Origin of the sequence: Citrobacter sp. MGH105 (assembly GCF_001037485.2) — a bacterium.
Lineage (GTDB): Bacteria > Pseudomonadota > Gammaproteobacteria > Enterobacterales > Enterobacteriaceae > Citrobacter > Citrobacter portucalensis.
Genome location: NZ_CP073048.1, coordinates 1,531,857 through 1,546,679, shown reverse-complemented (window position 1 = coordinate 1,546,679; position 14,823 = coordinate 1,531,857). Strand labels below are relative to the sequence as shown.

General features: G+C 52.3%; 13 protein-coding genes and 6 tRNA genes. 10 read left to right on the top strand and 9 right to left on the bottom strand.

What is annotated here, in order from left to right:
* On the bottom strand, positions 1-966 hold the full coding sequence (gene glk / locus SK35_RS07235; RefSeq protein WP_003028256.1) for a glucokinase: 966 nt from the start codon (positions 964-966) through the stop codon (positions 1-3).
* 204 nt (positions 967-1,170) lie between these two features.
* Between glk and SK35_RS07230 the strand changes: the two genes are divergently transcribed.
* The gene (locus SK35_RS07230) at positions 1,171-2,406 is read left to right on the top strand and encodes an ion channel protein (RefSeq protein ID WP_032944118.1); all 1,236 of its coding nucleotides are present in this window, start codon (positions 1,171-1,173) and stop codon (positions 2,404-2,406) included.
* Here SK35_RS07230 and SK35_RS07225 read toward each other — a convergent pair whose 3' ends face one another.
* Complete coding sequence (locus SK35_RS07225) at positions 2,407-4,059, bottom strand: alpha-keto acid decarboxylase family protein (RefSeq protein ID WP_048215829.1); 1,653 nt, start codon at positions 4,057-4,059, stop codon at positions 2,407-2,409.
* A gap of 182 nt (positions 4,060-4,241) precedes the next feature.
* Between SK35_RS07225 and mgrA the strand changes: the two genes are divergently transcribed.
* Positions 4,242-5,231 carry an L-glyceraldehyde 3-phosphate reductase gene (gene mgrA / locus SK35_RS07220; protein ID WP_048215828.1) on the top strand — a complete coding sequence of 330 codons (990 nt, stop codon included), beginning with the start codon at positions 4,242-4,244 and terminating at the stop codon, positions 5,229-5,231.
* A 137-nt stretch (positions 5,232-5,368) separates the two neighbouring features.
* A complete protein-coding gene (gene ypeC, locus SK35_RS07215) occupies positions 5,369-5,695 on the top strand; it encodes a DUF2502 domain-containing protein YpeC (protein WP_003834889.1) in 327 nt (108 codons plus the stop codon).
* Between the two features lie 32 nt (positions 5,696-5,727).
* Here the strand turns inward: ypeC and SK35_RS07210 are convergent, their stop codons facing one another.
* Together SK35_RS07210 and SK35_RS27110 are read right to left on the bottom strand one after the other, a co-directional pair.
* Positions 5,728-6,966, bottom strand: a complete 1,239-nt coding sequence (locus tag SK35_RS07210; protein WP_008785392.1) for an Nramp family divalent metal transporter — start codon at positions 6,964-6,966, stop codon at positions 5,728-5,730.
* A complete protein-coding gene (locus SK35_RS27110) occupies positions 6,963-7,037 on the bottom strand; it encodes a hypothetical protein (protein WP_418219455.1) in 75 nt (24 codons plus the stop codon). The genes SK35_RS07210 and SK35_RS27110 overlap by 4 nt, the downstream gene beginning before the upstream one ends.
* 273 nt (positions 7,038-7,310) lie before the next feature.
* Between SK35_RS27110 and nupC the strand changes: the two genes are divergently transcribed.
* The gene (gene nupC, locus SK35_RS07205; RefSeq protein WP_003834893.1) at positions 7,311-8,513 is read left to right on the top strand and encodes a nucleoside permease NupC; all 1,203 of its coding nucleotides are present in this window, start codon (positions 7,311-7,313) and stop codon (positions 8,511-8,513) included.
* 150 nt (positions 8,514-8,663) lie between these two features.
* Here nupC and SK35_RS07200 read toward each other — a convergent pair.
* Both SK35_RS07200 and SK35_RS07195 read right to left on the bottom strand, forming a co-directional pair.
* A tRNA-Ala gene (locus SK35_RS07200) sits at positions 8,664-8,739 on the bottom strand.
* A gap of 42 nt (positions 8,740-8,781) precedes the next feature.
* Positions 8,782-8,857: transfer RNA gene (locus tag SK35_RS07195), tRNA-Ala, on the bottom strand.
* 221 nt (positions 8,858-9,078) lie between these two features.
* Between SK35_RS07195 and SK35_RS07190 the strand changes: the two genes are divergently transcribed.
* Positions 9,079-9,441: a YfeC-like transcriptional regulator gene (locus tag SK35_RS07190; protein ID WP_003028277.1), complete on the top strand. Its 363-nt coding sequence runs from the start codon at positions 9,079-9,081 to the stop codon at positions 9,439-9,441.
* Between the two features lies 1 nt (position 9,442).
* Positions 9,443-9,835 (top strand): MerR family transcriptional regulator, encoded by a 393-nt coding sequence (locus tag SK35_RS07185; protein ID WP_003834896.1) that lies wholly within the window; start codon positions 9,443-9,445, stop codon positions 9,833-9,835.
* A 56-nt stretch (positions 9,836-9,891) separates the two neighbouring features.
* On the opposite strand, the gene gltX is transcribed toward SK35_RS07185, so the two are convergent.
* Positions 9,892-11,307 (bottom strand): glutamate--tRNA ligase, encoded by a 1,416-nt coding sequence (gltX, locus tag SK35_RS07180; RefSeq protein WP_048215827.1) that lies wholly within the window; start codon positions 11,305-11,307, stop codon positions 9,892-9,894.
* Between the two features lie 258 nt (positions 11,308-11,565).
* Here gltX and SK35_RS07175 point away from each other — a divergent pair.
* The 4 genes from SK35_RS07175 to SK35_RS07160 all read left to right on the top strand — a co-directional run bounded on the left by SK35_RS07175 (position 11,566) and on the right by SK35_RS07160 (position 11,966).
* Positions 11,566-11,641, top strand: a tRNA-Val gene (locus SK35_RS07175).
* A 46-nt stretch (positions 11,642-11,687) separates the two neighbouring features.
* Positions 11,688-11,763: transfer RNA gene (locus SK35_RS07170), tRNA-Val, on the top strand.
* Positions 11,764-11,810: 47 nt separating this feature from the next.
* Positions 11,811-11,886 (top strand) — tRNA-Val (locus SK35_RS07165).
* A gap of 4 nt (positions 11,887-11,890) precedes the next feature.
* Positions 11,891-11,966: transfer RNA gene (locus tag SK35_RS07160), tRNA-Lys, on the top strand.
* Positions 11,967-12,575: 609 nt separating this feature from the next.
* Here the strand turns inward: SK35_RS07160 and SK35_RS07155 are convergent.
* Together SK35_RS07155 and SK35_RS07150 are read right to left on the bottom strand one after the other, a co-directional pair.
* Positions 12,576-13,460, bottom strand: a complete 885-nt coding sequence (locus SK35_RS07155) for a LysR family transcriptional regulator (protein ID WP_048215825.1) — start codon at positions 13,458-13,460, stop codon at positions 12,576-12,578.
* Between the two features lie 98 nt (positions 13,461-13,558).
* Positions 13,559-14,815 (bottom strand): nucleoside permease, encoded by a 1,257-nt coding sequence (locus SK35_RS07150; RefSeq protein WP_048215824.1) that lies wholly within the window; start codon positions 14,813-14,815, stop codon positions 13,559-13,561.
* Positions 14,816-14,823 lie beyond the last annotated feature (8 nt).

Sequence of the window (14,823 nt, the reverse complement as noted above, 5' to 3'; positions counted from 1 at the left end):
TTACAAAATGTGGCCCAGCGTCTGACGTAAATGCGCACCAGCGCCAAGTAGTCCTGGATTATCGTGCACGATCAGATACACCGGAATATCCTGCACGTAGGCTTTAAAACGACCTTTATCTTCAAAACCACCGCGGAAGCCCGACGCTTTAAAAAAGTCGAGGAAGCGCGGCACAATGCCGCCGGCGATGTACACACCGCCAAATGTGCCCAGCGTTAACGCCAGATCGCCACCAAAACGTCCCATGATGACGCAGAACAGCGACAGCGCACGACGACAGTCAATGCAGGAATCTTCCAGCGCCCGTGCGGTGATATCCTTCGGCTGCAGATTTTCCGGCAGGCGTCCGTCAGATTTAACGATCGCGCGATACAGATTCACCAGTCCCGGACCAGACAGCACGCGTTCTGCGGACACGTGACCTATTTCCGCGCGCAGAACCTCAAGGATAATTCCCTCTTCCTCGCTGTTAGGCGCAAAATCCACGTGGCCGCCTTCACCAGGGAGGCTTACCCAGCGTTTATCCACGTGGACCAGATGCGCCACGCCGAGCCCGGTTCCTGCGCCATAAACAGCAATAGGTTTACCTTCAACAGGTTCCGCGCCACCAAACTGGATTAAATGCTCTTTTTTCAGCATCGGGATCGCCATCGACACAGCGGTGAAATCATTGATGATTTCCAGATGGCTGAAGCCCAGGTTTTTTTTCATCTCAGCAATAGAGAACGCCCAGGTATGGTTGGTCATTGCCACCCAGTCGCCGGTTATCGGACAGGCAATGGCAATACAACCATCTTCAACGCTAACGCTATGCTCATCCAGGTACACGCGCACCACCGCCTCCAGACTTGGATAATCCAACCCGGAATAGGTTTTTGCCTGCGAAATCTCGCCACTTGCAATATCGCACAGAGCAAGACGCGCGTTGGTGCCGCCAACATCCCCTACTAAAGCATATTTTGTCATTCTTCCACTGCTCCGCTAAAGTCAGAATAAATCTTTGCCACACTGTAAATTCATGGGGACATAACAACAACGGTCTGAAGGCTGATGCCCGTGGAAAATCGATCCAGATCACACAATTACTTTATCGTTTCAGCACCATTTGCAGCGATGTCGTCAGGCAGGCTGTGCAAACTATGTCTATGACTCTGTTTTAAGGAATAGAAAATGCTCCATCCGCGAGCCAGAACGATGCTCTTGCTATCAACCCCAGCGCTAATCATTGGCATAGCGTCCAGCCTGGTGTTGATCGTTGTGATGAAAGTGGCTTCCGTTTTACAGCAGTTTTTGTGGGAACGTCTGCCTGTTAGCATCGGTATAGCCCAGGACTCTCCGGTCTGGATTATCGGTATGCTGACACTCACGGGGATCATGGTCGGGTTAGTTATCCGTTACAGCCATGGCCACGCAGGCCCGGATCCGGCCTGTGAACCGTTAATTGGTATGCCGGTGCCAACGTCAGCAATACCGGGCCTGCTGGCAGCGCTAATCCTCGGCCTCGCGGGTGGCGTCAGTCTGGGTCCGGAACACCCCATCATGACCGTGAATATCGCACTGGCAGTGGCACTTGGTAGCCGCATGTTTCCGCGCATTGCCAAGCTGGACTGGACCATTCTCGCCTCTGCCGGCACCATCGGCGCGCTATTTGGTACCCCCGTTGCCGCCGCGCTGATATTTTCGCAAACGCTAAATAGCTCAAACGATGTGCCCTTGTGGGATCGCCTGTTTGCACCGTTAATGGCTGCCGCCGCGGGTTCGCTAACCACCAGCCTGTTTTTTCACCCCCATTTTTCACTGCCCATCGCGCACTACACGCAGATGCACTTGATCGATATCCTCAGCGGCGCGGTTGTTGCTGCCATCGCCATTGCCGCTGGGATGGTTGCCGTCTGGTGTCTGCCGCGTTTGCACCATTTAATGCATCGATTAAGACACCCGGTGCTGATCCTCGGGGCAGGCGGTTTTATCCTTGGTATTTTGGGTGTAATCGGCGGGCCGCTTACCTTGTTTAAGGGACTGGACGAAATGCAGCAGATGGCGTTTAGCCAAACGCTGGGGACATCAGATTATTTCATGCTCGCCGTGATCAAACTAACGGCATTGGTGGTAGCAGCGGCGAGTGGTTTTCGCGGCGGACGAATCTTCCCGGCGGTATTCGTTGGCGTCGCGCTTGGCCTGATGCTGCACGCCCATGTTGAAGCTGTGCCGGCTGCCATCACGGTTTCTTGCTCTATTCTCGGGCTGGTGCTGGTCGTCACCCGTGACGCCTGGCTGAGCCTGTTTATGGCAGCAGTGGTGGTGCCAGATTCCACACTGCTGCCGCTGCTGTGCATCGTCATGCTGCCCGCCTGGCTGCTGCTGGCAGGCAAACCGATGATGGTCGCTGAGCGCCCTGATAAATAGCTATCCGCCGTTGCGAGATTCCAGCGCACGGGTCACCGTGCGCAATAATTCAGGAAGATCGGCTTTCGGTAGCACCACCTCAATTAACGACAGTCGTTGCGGATGGGACAACCGGGCCAGCACCTCTTCCAGCTGTACCGCCTGCTTCACCCGCCAACATTCGGCCTGACATTCACGGCTAAACGCCTGCGGCACCGACGTCCAGCTCCAGGCGGCGATGTCGTTATAGCGCTGATTTGCCCCATGTATGGCCCGCTCCACGGTATATCCGTCATTGTTGAGCAGTAAAATAACCGGCGATTGCCCGTCTCTGAGCATAGAGCCCAGCTCCTGAATGGTGAGCTGCGCCGCGCCATCACCAATAATCAGGATCACCCGACGGTCCGGACAGGCCGTTTGCGCACCGAATGCCGCCGGGAGCGCGTAGCCGATAGATCCCCACAACGGTTGAACCAGTACTTCCGCCCCGCAAGGTAGTGAGAGCGCAGCCGCGCCAAAGGCGGCGGTTCCCTGATCGACGAGGATAATGTCATCAGGCTTCAGAAACTGCTGCACCGTGTGCCAGAAGTTTTCCTGCGTCAGTGGGCCCTTCTCAACCTGAACACGCCTAATTGGCGGACGTTCTGGCGGTAGAGAAAACGACATTTCCAGGCACAGCTCACGTAATGTGGTGACCGCCTGCTCCATCGGGATGTTAAACCAGTGGGATCCAATTCGTGATGCATGGGGCTGAACGTCAATGGTGCGATCCTGCGGTAGCTGTTGTGTAAACCCAGCAGTGAGGGTGTCGACAAATTGTGTGCCGACACACATTATCGTATCGGCATCTTCTATCGCCTGACGTACATAATCGCTGCTGGCTCCAGCGCTGTACGTGCCAACAAAAGCCGGGTGACGCTCATCAAACAGTCCTTTGCCCATCAACAACGTGGCATGAGCCATCGGCGTTTCCACCATCCAGCGCTGTAAAACCGGCTGCAGGCCAAAACGCAGCGCGAGGAAGTCGGCCAGCAACGCTACGCGTGGGCTGTCCAGCAATCGTTCACGGGCATGGTAGCGAAACGCCTCTATCACGCTGCTTTCCGGCTCGCTCAGAGGAACAATCATAATATCATTCGGTGGCGTAGCAGGCTGTTTAGCCACATCAGCAGGCAGCATCAGATAGCCCGGCCTGCGCTCGCTGAGCATCATTCGCAACACACGGTCAATTTCATAGCAGGCATTTTGTTCATCCAGTATCGCGCTGGCCGTTGTTACTGCCTGCTGCATGCGGTAAAAATGCTGAAAGTCACCGTCACCCAAAGTGTGATGCATCAACTCTCCGCGACGCTGCGCGCCGCGACAGGGTGCGCCGACAATATGCAAAACAGGAACATATTCCGCGAAGCTACCCGCGATACCGTTAATTGCGCTTAACTCCCCCACACCAAACGTGGTGAGCAGCGCCCCAACCCCGGATACCCGGGCATAGCCATCTGCCGCATAAGCCGCATTCAATTCATTCGCACACCCGACCCAACATACGTTGGGATGTTCAATCACGCGGTCAAGAAACTGCAAATTATAATCGCCCGGCACACCAAAGAGATGGCCGACGCCACAGCCTGCCAGCCTGTCCAGCAGATAATCAGCAACGGAATACGGGGTTTGCATGACAGCTATCCTTCTGACGGTAACCTCATGTTGAGTATCGAAGAACTGTGATGACTGTCCAGGAAAGTCGCTGTGAAAGGGTGGAAAGCAGGATTTACAGTTTTGGCGGTTAAAATTCATTGAAGAATCGACGGTGTAACCGTATACACTGAAAGACACACGCATTGTGGAAGGGAGGTGACATGGTTTATCACGCAGATGAAAATCGTTATCAGACAATGGAGTACCGCCGCTGCGGTCAAAGCGGCCTTAAGCTCCCGATTGTCTCTCTGGGTTTGTGGCACAATTTTGGCGATACCACGCAGGTCGAGAACAGTCGCGCATTGTTACAGCGCGCATTCGATCTGGGGATTAACCATTTTGATCTGGCAAATAACTATGGTCCACCGCCGGGTTCGGCAGAACGGAATTTTGGTCGGATCCTGCAGGAAGATTTTTTACCGTGGCGAGATGAGCTTATTATCTCCACAAAAGCGGGCTACACCATGTGGGAAGGTCCCTACGGTGATTGGGGTTCACGCAAATATCTGATTGCCAGTCTCGATCAAAGCCTGAAGCGTCTGGGGCTGGAGTATGTCGATATCTTCTACCACCATCGCCCCGACCCTGAAACACCGCTCAGAGAAACCATGCGCGCGCTGGATCACATCGTCCGTCAGGGCAAAGCGCTGTACGTCGGGTTGTCTAACTATCCAGCAGATCTTGCCAGGCAGGCGATTGAAATACTCGACGATTTAGGTACGCCATGCCTTATTCACCAGCCCAAATATTCCCTGTTTGAACGTTGGGTCGAAAGTGGCCTGCTGTCGCTATTACAGGAAAAGGGGGTTGGCAGTATCGCCTTCTCGCCACTGGCGGGTGGGCAATTAACCGACCGCTACCTGAACGGTATTCCTGCGGACTCGCGCGCGGCAAGCTCCAGCCGTTTTCTTAACCCGGACCAGTTAACGCCACAAAAACTGGAAAAGGTCCGTGCGCTGAACGCGCTGGCAGAACGTCGGGGACAAAAACTTTCTCAGATGGCGCTCGCGTGGGTGTTACGGGATGACAAAGTCACGTCCGTGCTGATTGGCGCGAGTAAAACGGCGCAGATTGAAGACGCTGTCGGTATGCTGGCAAACCGTCACTTTACGTCTGAAGAGTGCGCGGAGATTGATGCTATCCTGAGTTGATTGAAATAAAGACACATTTATTAACAAAAAGTGCTCTCACTTGCGATTTAAGAGTTAAGGCGATGAAACGGGGCTTTACTGCCCCGTAATATTACGTTAACAGGCCGGCTACGGCTCGATCGTGAAGGAGAGAAAACATGTTCAGGTCACTGATTCTGGCGGCAGTCTTATTGGCTTTTACACCGCTGGCCGCGAACGCTGGCGAAATCACCCTGCTGCCATCAATAAAATTACAAATTGGCGATCGCGATAACTACGGTAACTACTGGGATGGCGGCCGCTGGCGCGACCGGGATTACTGGCACCATAACTATGAGTGGCGCAAAAATCGCTGGTGGCGTCATGACAACGGCTACCATCGTGGCTGGGACAAACGCAAAGCTTATGAGCGTGGTTATCGTGAAGGCTGGAACGATCGTGACGACCACCGCGGTCGCGGGCGTGGCCACAAACATCATCATTAATGTAACAAAAGGGCCAACAGGCCCTTTTGTTTTTACAAACCGAGTGCGGTTCCTACCAACAGCCAGATATTGAGCGCCACCACCAGCACAACAATCACCCAACCTACCTGTTTTACCCAACGGGTATTCACCAAATCGCCCATCAGCTTACCGTCACTGGTAAAGATCAGTAGCGGCACCAGCGCCAGTGCAATACCAAAACTGAGCAATACCTGGCTCATCACCAGAATACGCGTCGGATCCAGTCCCATCAAAATCACAATAAATGATGGCATCATGGTGACGGTACGGCGTACCCAAAGCGGAATGTGAAAGCGGATAAACCCTTGCATCACCACCTGCCCGGCCAACGTACCGACCACGGTAGAAGAAAGTCCCGCAGCCACCAGGCTTAAACCGAATACCGTCGCCGCAGCGTGACTCAACAGCGGTTCAAGTGTCAGATACGCTTGATCGAGATCGGCAATACCGGTATGCCCGCTAAAGTGAAATGCAGCGGCAGCCGTCGCCATCATCGCAAGATTGACAAATCCAGCAATCGTCATGGCGATTGCCACATCCCATTTCGTGGCCGCATAGCGCTGTTGACGTGTTCCGCCGTGCAGATGCTGAGTTAAGGAAGAGTGCAGATAAATGACGTGTGGCATGATAGTCGCGCCCAGCACGCCAGCCGCCAGGAACACCGCTTCGGAATTAGGCAGGCTCGGGATAACCATTCCCTTGCTAAGTTGCGCGAAGTTCGGCTGGGAAAAGATCAGTTCCACAATGTAAGCCGCAGCCACAAACAGCAGCAAGCCGCCAATCACTTTTTCCAGCGGTTTTTGCCCACGGCGCTGCAACATCAGAATCAAAAAAGTCGCGATACCGGTGAGCACGGCCCCCTGCAATAACGACACGCCGAGGATCAATTTGAAACCAATCGCGGCACCAATGAATTCAGCAAGGTCTGTCGCCATGGCGATAATTTCGGCCTGCACCCAGTAGAACCACACCACCGGACGAGGATAGTGATCGCGAATTTGCTCCGCCAGGTTTTTACCCGTGGCAATACCCAGCTTTGCCGACAGCACCTGAATCAGCATCGCCATCAGATTTGCCCAGACCACCACCCACAACAGTTTATAGCCAAAGCTGGCCCCTGCCTGGATGTTGGTGGCGAAGTTGCCCGGATCGATGTAGCCGATCGCCGCGATGAACGCAGGTCCCATTAATGCGAGCTTCAACTTGCGCGCTGCCCGTCCACTGCTACTCTCAACGCGATCGTTAGTCATTTTAGTGCCTCAGAAACATAGCCTTTGCTATGTTTCAAGCTACGCCTATTGAGAATGATTATCAAATTCATTTTAATGGGTGAAGTTGATTTCTCTGATAGCGTTTGTCTATGGATCGATAAGGATTCTGGAAATACCGGTGAGATGTTTAATTATTGTTATGAGATTAGCACAATGACATAACTTTTCACTTCCATACTAAACATAACAGAAGTGTATCACCGATCACTAATTTTGAATCTCGTCACAGGTCCTTATTATAGTGTGTGTTTGATCTCGTTTTCTTTATGGTTGTTACATAGAATGTGCACGAAAACTAAACCTGCCTCATATTTGGAGCAAATATGGACCGCGTTCTTCATTTCGTCCTGGCCCTTGCCGTGGTTGCGGTACTCGCACTGCTGGTAAGCAGTGACCGTAAAAAAATCCGCATTCGTTATGTTATTCAATTGCTTGTTATTGAAGTGTTACTGGCATGGTTCTTCCTGAACTCTGATGTCGGTCTGGGCTTCGTGAGAGGCTTCTCCGAGATGTTTGAAAAACTCCTCGGATTCGCTAATGAAGGGACAAACTTTGTCTTCGGCAGTATGAACGACAAAGGCCTGGCATTCTTCTTCCTGAAAGTGCTGTGCCCAATCGTCTTCATTTCCGCTCTTATCGGTATTTTGCAGCATATCCGCGTTCTGCCGGTTATCATCCGCGCGATTGGTTTCCTGTTATCCAAAGTGAACGGTATGGGCAAGCTGGAATCCTTCAACGCCGTCAGCTCCCTGATCCTGGGTCAGTCCGAGAACTTTATCGCCTATAAAGATATTCTCGGCAAAATGTCTCGCAACCGTATGTACACCATGGCTGCAACGGCGATGTCGACCGTTTCCATGTCTATCGTCGGCGCGTACATGACCATGCTGGAGCCGAAGTACGTGGTTGCAGCGCTGGTTCTGAACATGTTCAGCACCTTTATCGTGCTGTCGCTGATCAACCCGTACACCGTTGATGCCAGCGAAGAAAACATTCAGATGTCTAACCTGCACGAAGGCCAGAGCTTCTTCGAAATGCTGGGTGAATACATCCTGGCAGGTTTCAAAGTGGCAATTATCGTTGCGGCGATGCTGATTGGTTTCATCGCGCTAATCGCAGCCCTGAACGCCCTGTTCGCCACCGTGACCGGCTGGTTTGGCTACAGCATCTCCTTCCAGGGCATCCTGGGCTACATCTTCTACCCGGTTGCATGGGTAATGGGTGTGCCGTCCAGCGAAGCGCTGCAGGTGGGCAGTATCATGGCAACCAAACTGGTTTCCAACGAATTCGTCGCGATGATGGATCTGCAGAAAATTGCCGCCACGCTCTCTCCGCGTGCAGAAGGTATCCTGTCCGTGTTCCTGGTCTCCTTCGCTAACTTCTCTTCCATCGGTATTATCGCCGGTGCGATTAAAGGTCTGAACGAAGAGCAAGGTAACGTGGTTTCCCGCTTCGGTCTGAAGCTGGTGTACGGCTCTACGCTGGTGAGCGTACTGTCTGCATCTATCGCCGCACTGGTGCTGTAAGCGTAAGATAACGTCGTATTGATAAGACCGGGGAGATTCTTCTCCCCGGTTTTTTTATGCCTGCTATTCAGCAAACCGAAGAGATACAGGGTAAGAACAGGTAGGATACAGAAACAAAAAACCCCCGCTTTTCAGCGAGGGTTTAAATTTTGGTGGAGCTAAGCGGGATCGAACCGCTGACCTCTTGCATGCCATGCAAGCGCTCTCCCAGCTGAGCTATAGCCCCACGATGCTATTACGTACATACCAAATTCATTGGGATTAAATTTGGTGGAGCTAAGCGGGATCGAACCGCTGACCTCTTGCATGCCATGCAAGCGCTCTCCCAGCTGAGCTATAGCCCCATTACGTAAAGCTTGTCGAGTTGACGGGCGGCATCATATGAATTCCCTTCGCGTGTGTCAACGGCAAAATTAACTCATAGAATTCAATCGCTGAAAAAGCAGTCAAATGAAGAACATTGCGTAACAACTCGCATTCAGTAGTTAAACGCGTCACGGTTTCTACTAAAATGGTGCTATAAAATGAGCCACTAATTAACCCCACGACTATTCAGGGAATCGTTATGTTCAAGGAACGGATGACGCCAGAAGAACTTGCTAATCTGACCGGATACAGCCGACAGACCATCAATAAATGGGTGCGCAAGGAGGGTTGGGCTACATCACCAAAACCAGGCGTACAGGGCGGTAAAGCGCGTCTGGTTCACGTCACCGAACAAGTTCGTGAATACATTCGCAGTGCTGAGCGTTCAGCCGAAGGTTTATCAGATAATTTATCGTTATCCGGCGATACCTCTATCGAAGCTCTACTGATTAGGCTCGCCAAAGAGATGACTCCGTCAGAACAAAAAATGTTTACGTCACTGATCCTGCGTGAAGGCATTACGGGTTTGTTACAACGCTTAGGGATCCGCGACAACAAATAATATGAAAAAATTACGCAGCAAAATGACGACCGAAGAACTGGCGGAATGTCTCGGGGTTGCCAAACAAACCGTCAATCGTTGGATCAGAGAACAAAACTGGACCACCGAAAAGTTTCCCGGCGTTAAAGGGGGTCGTGCAAGGCTGATCCATATCGACTCCAGCGTCCGTACGTTTCTGCTCAATATTCCGGCTTTTCGCAAAGTCCCTGAAATTTATCAGGCTGAGGAACCGCTGGCAGAATACACCCACGTGGTGCGTAGCCACGCCTGTCGCCAGATAATTAGCGCACTGGACAACATGTCCCCAACGGAACAAGAAAAGCTGGCAATGTATATTTCGCGCGAAGGTATTCGCACTTTCCTTACCCGTCTGGGTATTGATGAGTCTGAATAACAGGCAAAAAAAACGGCAGGATGCGCTCCTGCCGTTGTTTCATCGCTCAACCGGTCTTACTGCTGGCTTTCACGCTCAGCAATAAACGCCAGCGCTTTATTAATACGCTCAATGCTGCGGGATTTACCAATCGCATGCACCGTTACGTCTAACGCCGGAGACTGACCCGCGCCGGTTACGGCTACGCGCAGCGGCATCCCAACTTTACCCATACCCACTTCCAGCTCATCAGCGGTTGCCTGAATCGCGTGGTGCACGTTTTCTGACGTCCACTCGCTGATAGCAGCCAGCTTATCGCGAACCACTTCCAGCGGCTGACGCGCTACCGGACGCAAGTGTTTCTTAGCTGCATCCGCGTCGAACTCAGCAAAGTCTTCGTAGAAGTAGCGGCAGCTCTGCGCCATCTCTTTCAGCGTTTTGCAGCGCTCACCCAGCAGTTTAACCAGCTCAGACAGCTGCGGGCCGACGCGAGTATCGATATTTTCCTGCTCAATGTGCCATTGCAGATGCGTTGCCACATATTCAGGTGCCAGCGAATTAATGTAGTGATGGTTCAGCCACTGCAGTTTTTCGGTGTTGAACGCACTGGCAGACTTGCTCACCGCACCAAGGGAGAACAGTTTGATCATCTCTTCACGGGTGAAGATTTCCTGATCGCCGCTGGACCAGCCCAGACGCACCAGATAGTTCAGCAGCGCTTCCGGCAGGTAACCGTCGTCGCGATACTGCATAACGCTGACCGCACCGTGACGTTTAGAGAGTTTTTTACCGTCGTCGCCGTTGATCATCGACACGTGTGCATAAACCGGCACCGGCGCATTCAGCGCTTTCAGGATGTTAATCTGACGCGGAGTGTTGTTGATATGGTCTTCACCACGAATAACGTGGGTGATTTCCATATCCCAGTCGTCGACAACAACACAGAAGTTGTAGGTCGGGGAACCGTCAGTACGGCGGATGATCAGATCGTCCAGCTCCTGGTTGCTGAATTCGATCGGCCCACGGATCTGGTCGTCAAAAATAACGGATCCATCCTGCGGGTTGGCAAAACGCACCACGCAGGGTTCATCAGCAGCATGATGTTCATGGCCGTGGCGGCAGCGACCGTCGTAACGTGGCTTCTCACCGTTTGCCATCTGCTCTTCGCGCAGTGCGTCCAGACGCTCTTTGGAGCAGTAGCATTTATACGCGGTACCGGCTTCCAGCATCTCATCAATCACGGCGTTGTAGCGATCAAAACGTTTGGTCTGGAAGTACGGGCCTTCATCCCATTCCAGATTCAGCCAGTTCATGCCATCCATAATGGCTTCAATAGCTTCCGGAGTGGAGCGTTCAAGATCGGTGTCTTCAATACGCAGCACAAACTCACCGTCATGGTTACGTGCAAAAAGCCAGGAATATAGAGCAGTACGCGCACCACCGACATGCAGGTAACCTGTCGGGCTTGGCGCGAAGCGAGTTTTGATTTTCATGAAATGGCCTTACGTTTATAAAGATGCCGACAACCGGCAAATCCTGGGAAGATTATCAGGCTCGTATTCTATCACTGTGGCCTGATTCCTCAATGTTGTTCAGGTTGGAACATCACGCTTTGCCATTTTCGTATACAAATCATGCTGCATGGATTGATTTGCGATCGTTTTGTTTAAATTTACGACGAACGAACAAATTCTTTAGAAAATGCGTTGACTCATTTTCAACTCTCCCTATAATGCGACTCCACACAGCGGGGGTGATTAGCTCAGCTGGGAGAGCACCTCCCTTACAAGGAGGGGGTCGGCGGTTCGAACCCGTCATCACCCACCAACTACTTTATGTAGTCTCCGCCGTGTAGAGTAAGAAATTGAGAAGTGGGTGATTAGCTCAGCTGGGAGAGCACCTCCCTTACAAGGAGGGGGTCGGCGGTTCGATCCCGTCATCACCCACCACTTTCTCTCCAGCTGGATTTCTTACGATAAAATTGAAGTACCGAAGTGGGTGATTAGCTCAGCTGGGAGAGCACCTCCCTTACAAGGAGGGGGTCGGCGGTTCGATCCCGTCATCACCCACCACTTCGGGTCGTTAGCTCAGTTGGTAGAGCAGTTGACTTTTAATCAATTGGTCGCAGGTTCGAATCCTGCACGACCCACCAATGTAAAAAGGCGCCCTAAAGGCGCCTTTTTGCTATCTGCGATTTATAAGATTCGAACCTGCATCGCCTGATGCGCTACGCTTATCAGGCCTACAGACAATACCGCACGCGTAGGCCGGATAAGACGTTAGTCGCTATCCGGCATAGACAACACTACACACGTAGGCCGGATAAGACGTCAGTCGCCATCCGGCACAGACAACACTACACACGTAGGCCGGATAAGACGTTAGTCGCCATCCGGCACAGACAACACTACACACGTAGGCCGGATAAGACGTCAGTCGCCATCCGGCACAGACAACACAACACGCGTAGGCCGGATAAGACGTCAGTCGCCATCCGGCATAGACAACACTACACACGTAGGCCGGATAAGACGTTAGTCGCCATCCGGCACAGACAACACTACACACGTAGGCCGGATAAGACGTCAGTCGCCATCCGGCACAGACAACACAACACGCGTAGGCCGGATAAGACGTCAGTCGCCATCCGGCATAGACAACACTACACACGTAGGCCGGATAAGACGTCAGTCGCCATCCGGCACAGACAACACTACACACGTAGGCCGGATAAGACGTCAGTCGCCATCCGGCACAGACATCACATCGTCAATGCCGCTACCAGTTTCTCCAGCGCGGGTGTCGCCTGCAGTTGGTCATACACAATATACAAATCCGCCGGAATACGTTCCTCTAACGGTCGAAATACCACGCCAGGCCAATTCATCTGCGCATAGCTGTCAGCAATTAACGTAATACCAATCCCCATGCTGATCATCGCCAGCACCGTTTGCGGCTCCCTCACCTCACGAATAATCATCGGGGAAAATCCAGCACTCAGGCAAACTCGCTGCAAAAATGCCCAGTCAGTATGAATGGAAGGCATTGTGACAAAATATTCATTTCTCAGCGCCTCCAGCGGTATGGACTCACTGGCAGTAAGAGGATGTTCTTCCGGCATGGCAACCAGAAAAGAGGACTCATGCAAACGCAAACTGGTAAACCCGGGAGAAAGCTCCGTAGCCATCCGCCAAATTCCCGCATCCAGCTCACGCCGTTCCAGCATCGTCATCTGCATCGCGGGCATGTTCTCGCGAAACAGCACCTCAACATTGGGATTATCCTTCATAAAACGCCGCATCACCGGACGCATTTTTCCCCACATCGCTGTACCGATAACGCCAAGCTCAATTCGCCCTGCCTCACCACGACCAATTTGCTCCACTCTCGCCAGCGCCTGATTAGCACTGGATAACAGTCGGCGCGACTCTTCCATCAATATCTTTCCCGCATGAGTTAACGCCACGCTGCGGGAATGACGGATAAATAGCAAAGTGCCGAGCTGTTGCTCCAGCTCTTTAATATGGGTACTGAGCGGCGGTTGCGACATATTCAGGCGAGCAGCAGCGCGTCCAAAATGCAGTTCTTCTGCGACAGCAAGAAAATAACGCAGTAACTTCAGATCGATACGGTGCGTGCGTTCCATGGATAATGCGCTCCTGAAATAAGGATAATGCGCAAAGTTACCACATTGCCTCGCAGATAATGAAACGGCGGGTATCAGAACCCGCCGCCAATGGAGTGTTAATGTGCCGGTGATTTCTGTGCCAGTCGTTCAGGCTCATGCCTGTACTTAAAGAACAATGCAAAGATAACCGCAAGTGCTAACGCATACGCGGCAAACACCAGCCAGATGGTTTGCCAATCCTTAACGCCATCGACAGAGAAGTAATCTACCGCCATCCCGCTCAGGATTGAACCCACCCAAGCGCCCACGCCGTTGACCATCGTCATAAATAGCCCCTGCGCGCTGGCGCGAATGTTAGAGCTAACCTCCTGCTCGACAAATACCGATCCCGAGATATTGAAGAAATCAAACGCACAGCCGTAGACGATCATCGACATCAGCAGCAGCACAAAACCAAACGGCGACGGATCGCCAAAGGCAAAGAAGCCAAAGCGCAGCGTCCATGCCAGCATGCTCATCAGCATCACCGTTTTAATGCCAAAGCGTTTAAGGAAGTACGGAATAGTGAGAATAAAGCCCACCTCCGCCATCTGTGAAACGGAAAGCAATATGGAGGGGTACTTCACCACAAAGCTGTCGGCAAATTCCGGGTTACGGGCAAAATCATGCAGGAACGGATTGCCAAAGACGTTGGTGATTTGCAACACCGCCCCCAGCATCATCGCAAACAAAAAGAAGATTGCCATCTGCGGTTTTTTAAACAGAACAAAGGCGTCCAGACCGAGCTTGCTGGCAAGCGTGGTGTTTGCTTTCTTCTCAGCAACCGGGATTTTCGGCAACGTAAGCGCATACAGAGCCAGCAGCAGCGATGCGCCTGAAGCGATATACAACTGCGCGCTGCTCAGTTCCAGTCCCATCAAGCTGACAGTCCACATCGCCACAATAAACCCAATGGTGCCAAACACACGAATTGGCGGGAACGCGGTGACCGGATCCTGACCCGATTGTGCCAGGCACGAGTATGAGACGCTATTCGATAACGCAATCGTCGGCATATACGCCATTGCGTTAACCAGCATCACCCAAAACATAGTCTGCGGATCGGTAACGGTTGTGGCATATAGCAACACGCCCGCACACACCAGATGACAAAGCATATAGGCGCGCTCGGCGCGTAGCCATTTATCGGCAATGATGCCCATAATGCCCGGCATGATAATCGCCGCCAGCCCTTTCGAACTGTAAATCATACCGACGTTCGCGCCGGTAAAATCCAGGGTATTAATCATGTAGGAACCCAGGGTTACCAACCAGCTTCCCCAGATGAAATATTGCAAAAACGACATGAGCTTTAAGCGAGATGCGATACCCATTTTTCCGT

Excerpts from the sequence above, each read along its gene's own strand:
- glk (WP_003028256.1), bottom strand. The coding sequence starts at position 966 with ATGACAAAATATGCTTTAGTAGGGGATGTTGGCGGCACCAACGCGCGT.
- SK35_RS07230 (WP_032944118.1), top strand. The coding sequence starts at position 1,171 with ATGCTCCATCCGCGAGCCAGAACGATGCTCTTGCTATCAACCCCAGCG.
- SK35_RS07225 (WP_048215829.1), bottom strand. The coding sequence starts at position 4,059 with ATGCAAACCCCGTATTCCGTTGCTGATTATCTGCTGGACAGGCTGGCA.
- mgrA (WP_048215828.1), top strand. The coding sequence starts at position 4,242 with ATGGTTTATCACGCAGATGAAAATCGTTATCAGACAATGGAGTACCGC.
- ypeC (WP_003834889.1), top strand. The coding sequence starts at position 5,369 with ATGTTCAGGTCACTGATTCTGGCGGCAGTCTTATTGGCTTTTACACCG.
- SK35_RS07210 (WP_008785392.1), bottom strand. The coding sequence starts at position 6,966 with ATGACTAACGATCGCGTTGAGAGTAGCAGTGGACGGGCAGCGCGCAAG.
- nupC (WP_003834893.1), top strand. The coding sequence starts at position 7,311 with ATGGACCGCGTTCTTCATTTCGTCCTGGCCCTTGCCGTGGTTGCGGTA.
- SK35_RS07190 (WP_003028277.1), top strand. The coding sequence starts at position 9,079 with ATGTTCAAGGAACGGATGACGCCAGAAGAACTTGCTAATCTGACCGGA.
- SK35_RS07185 (WP_003834896.1), top strand. The coding sequence starts at position 9,443 with ATGAAAAAATTACGCAGCAAAATGACGACCGAAGAACTGGCGGAATGT.
- gltX (WP_048215827.1), bottom strand. The coding sequence starts at position 11,307 with ATGAAAATCAAAACTCGCTTCGCGCCAAGCCCGACAGGTTACCTGCAT.
- SK35_RS07155 (WP_048215825.1), bottom strand. The coding sequence starts at position 13,460 with ATGGAACGCACGCACCGTATCGATCTGAAGTTACTGCGTTATTTTCTT.
- SK35_RS07150 (WP_048215824.1), bottom strand. The coding sequence starts at position 14,815 with ATGGGTATCGCATCTCGCTTAAAGCTCATGTCGTTTTTGCAATATTTC.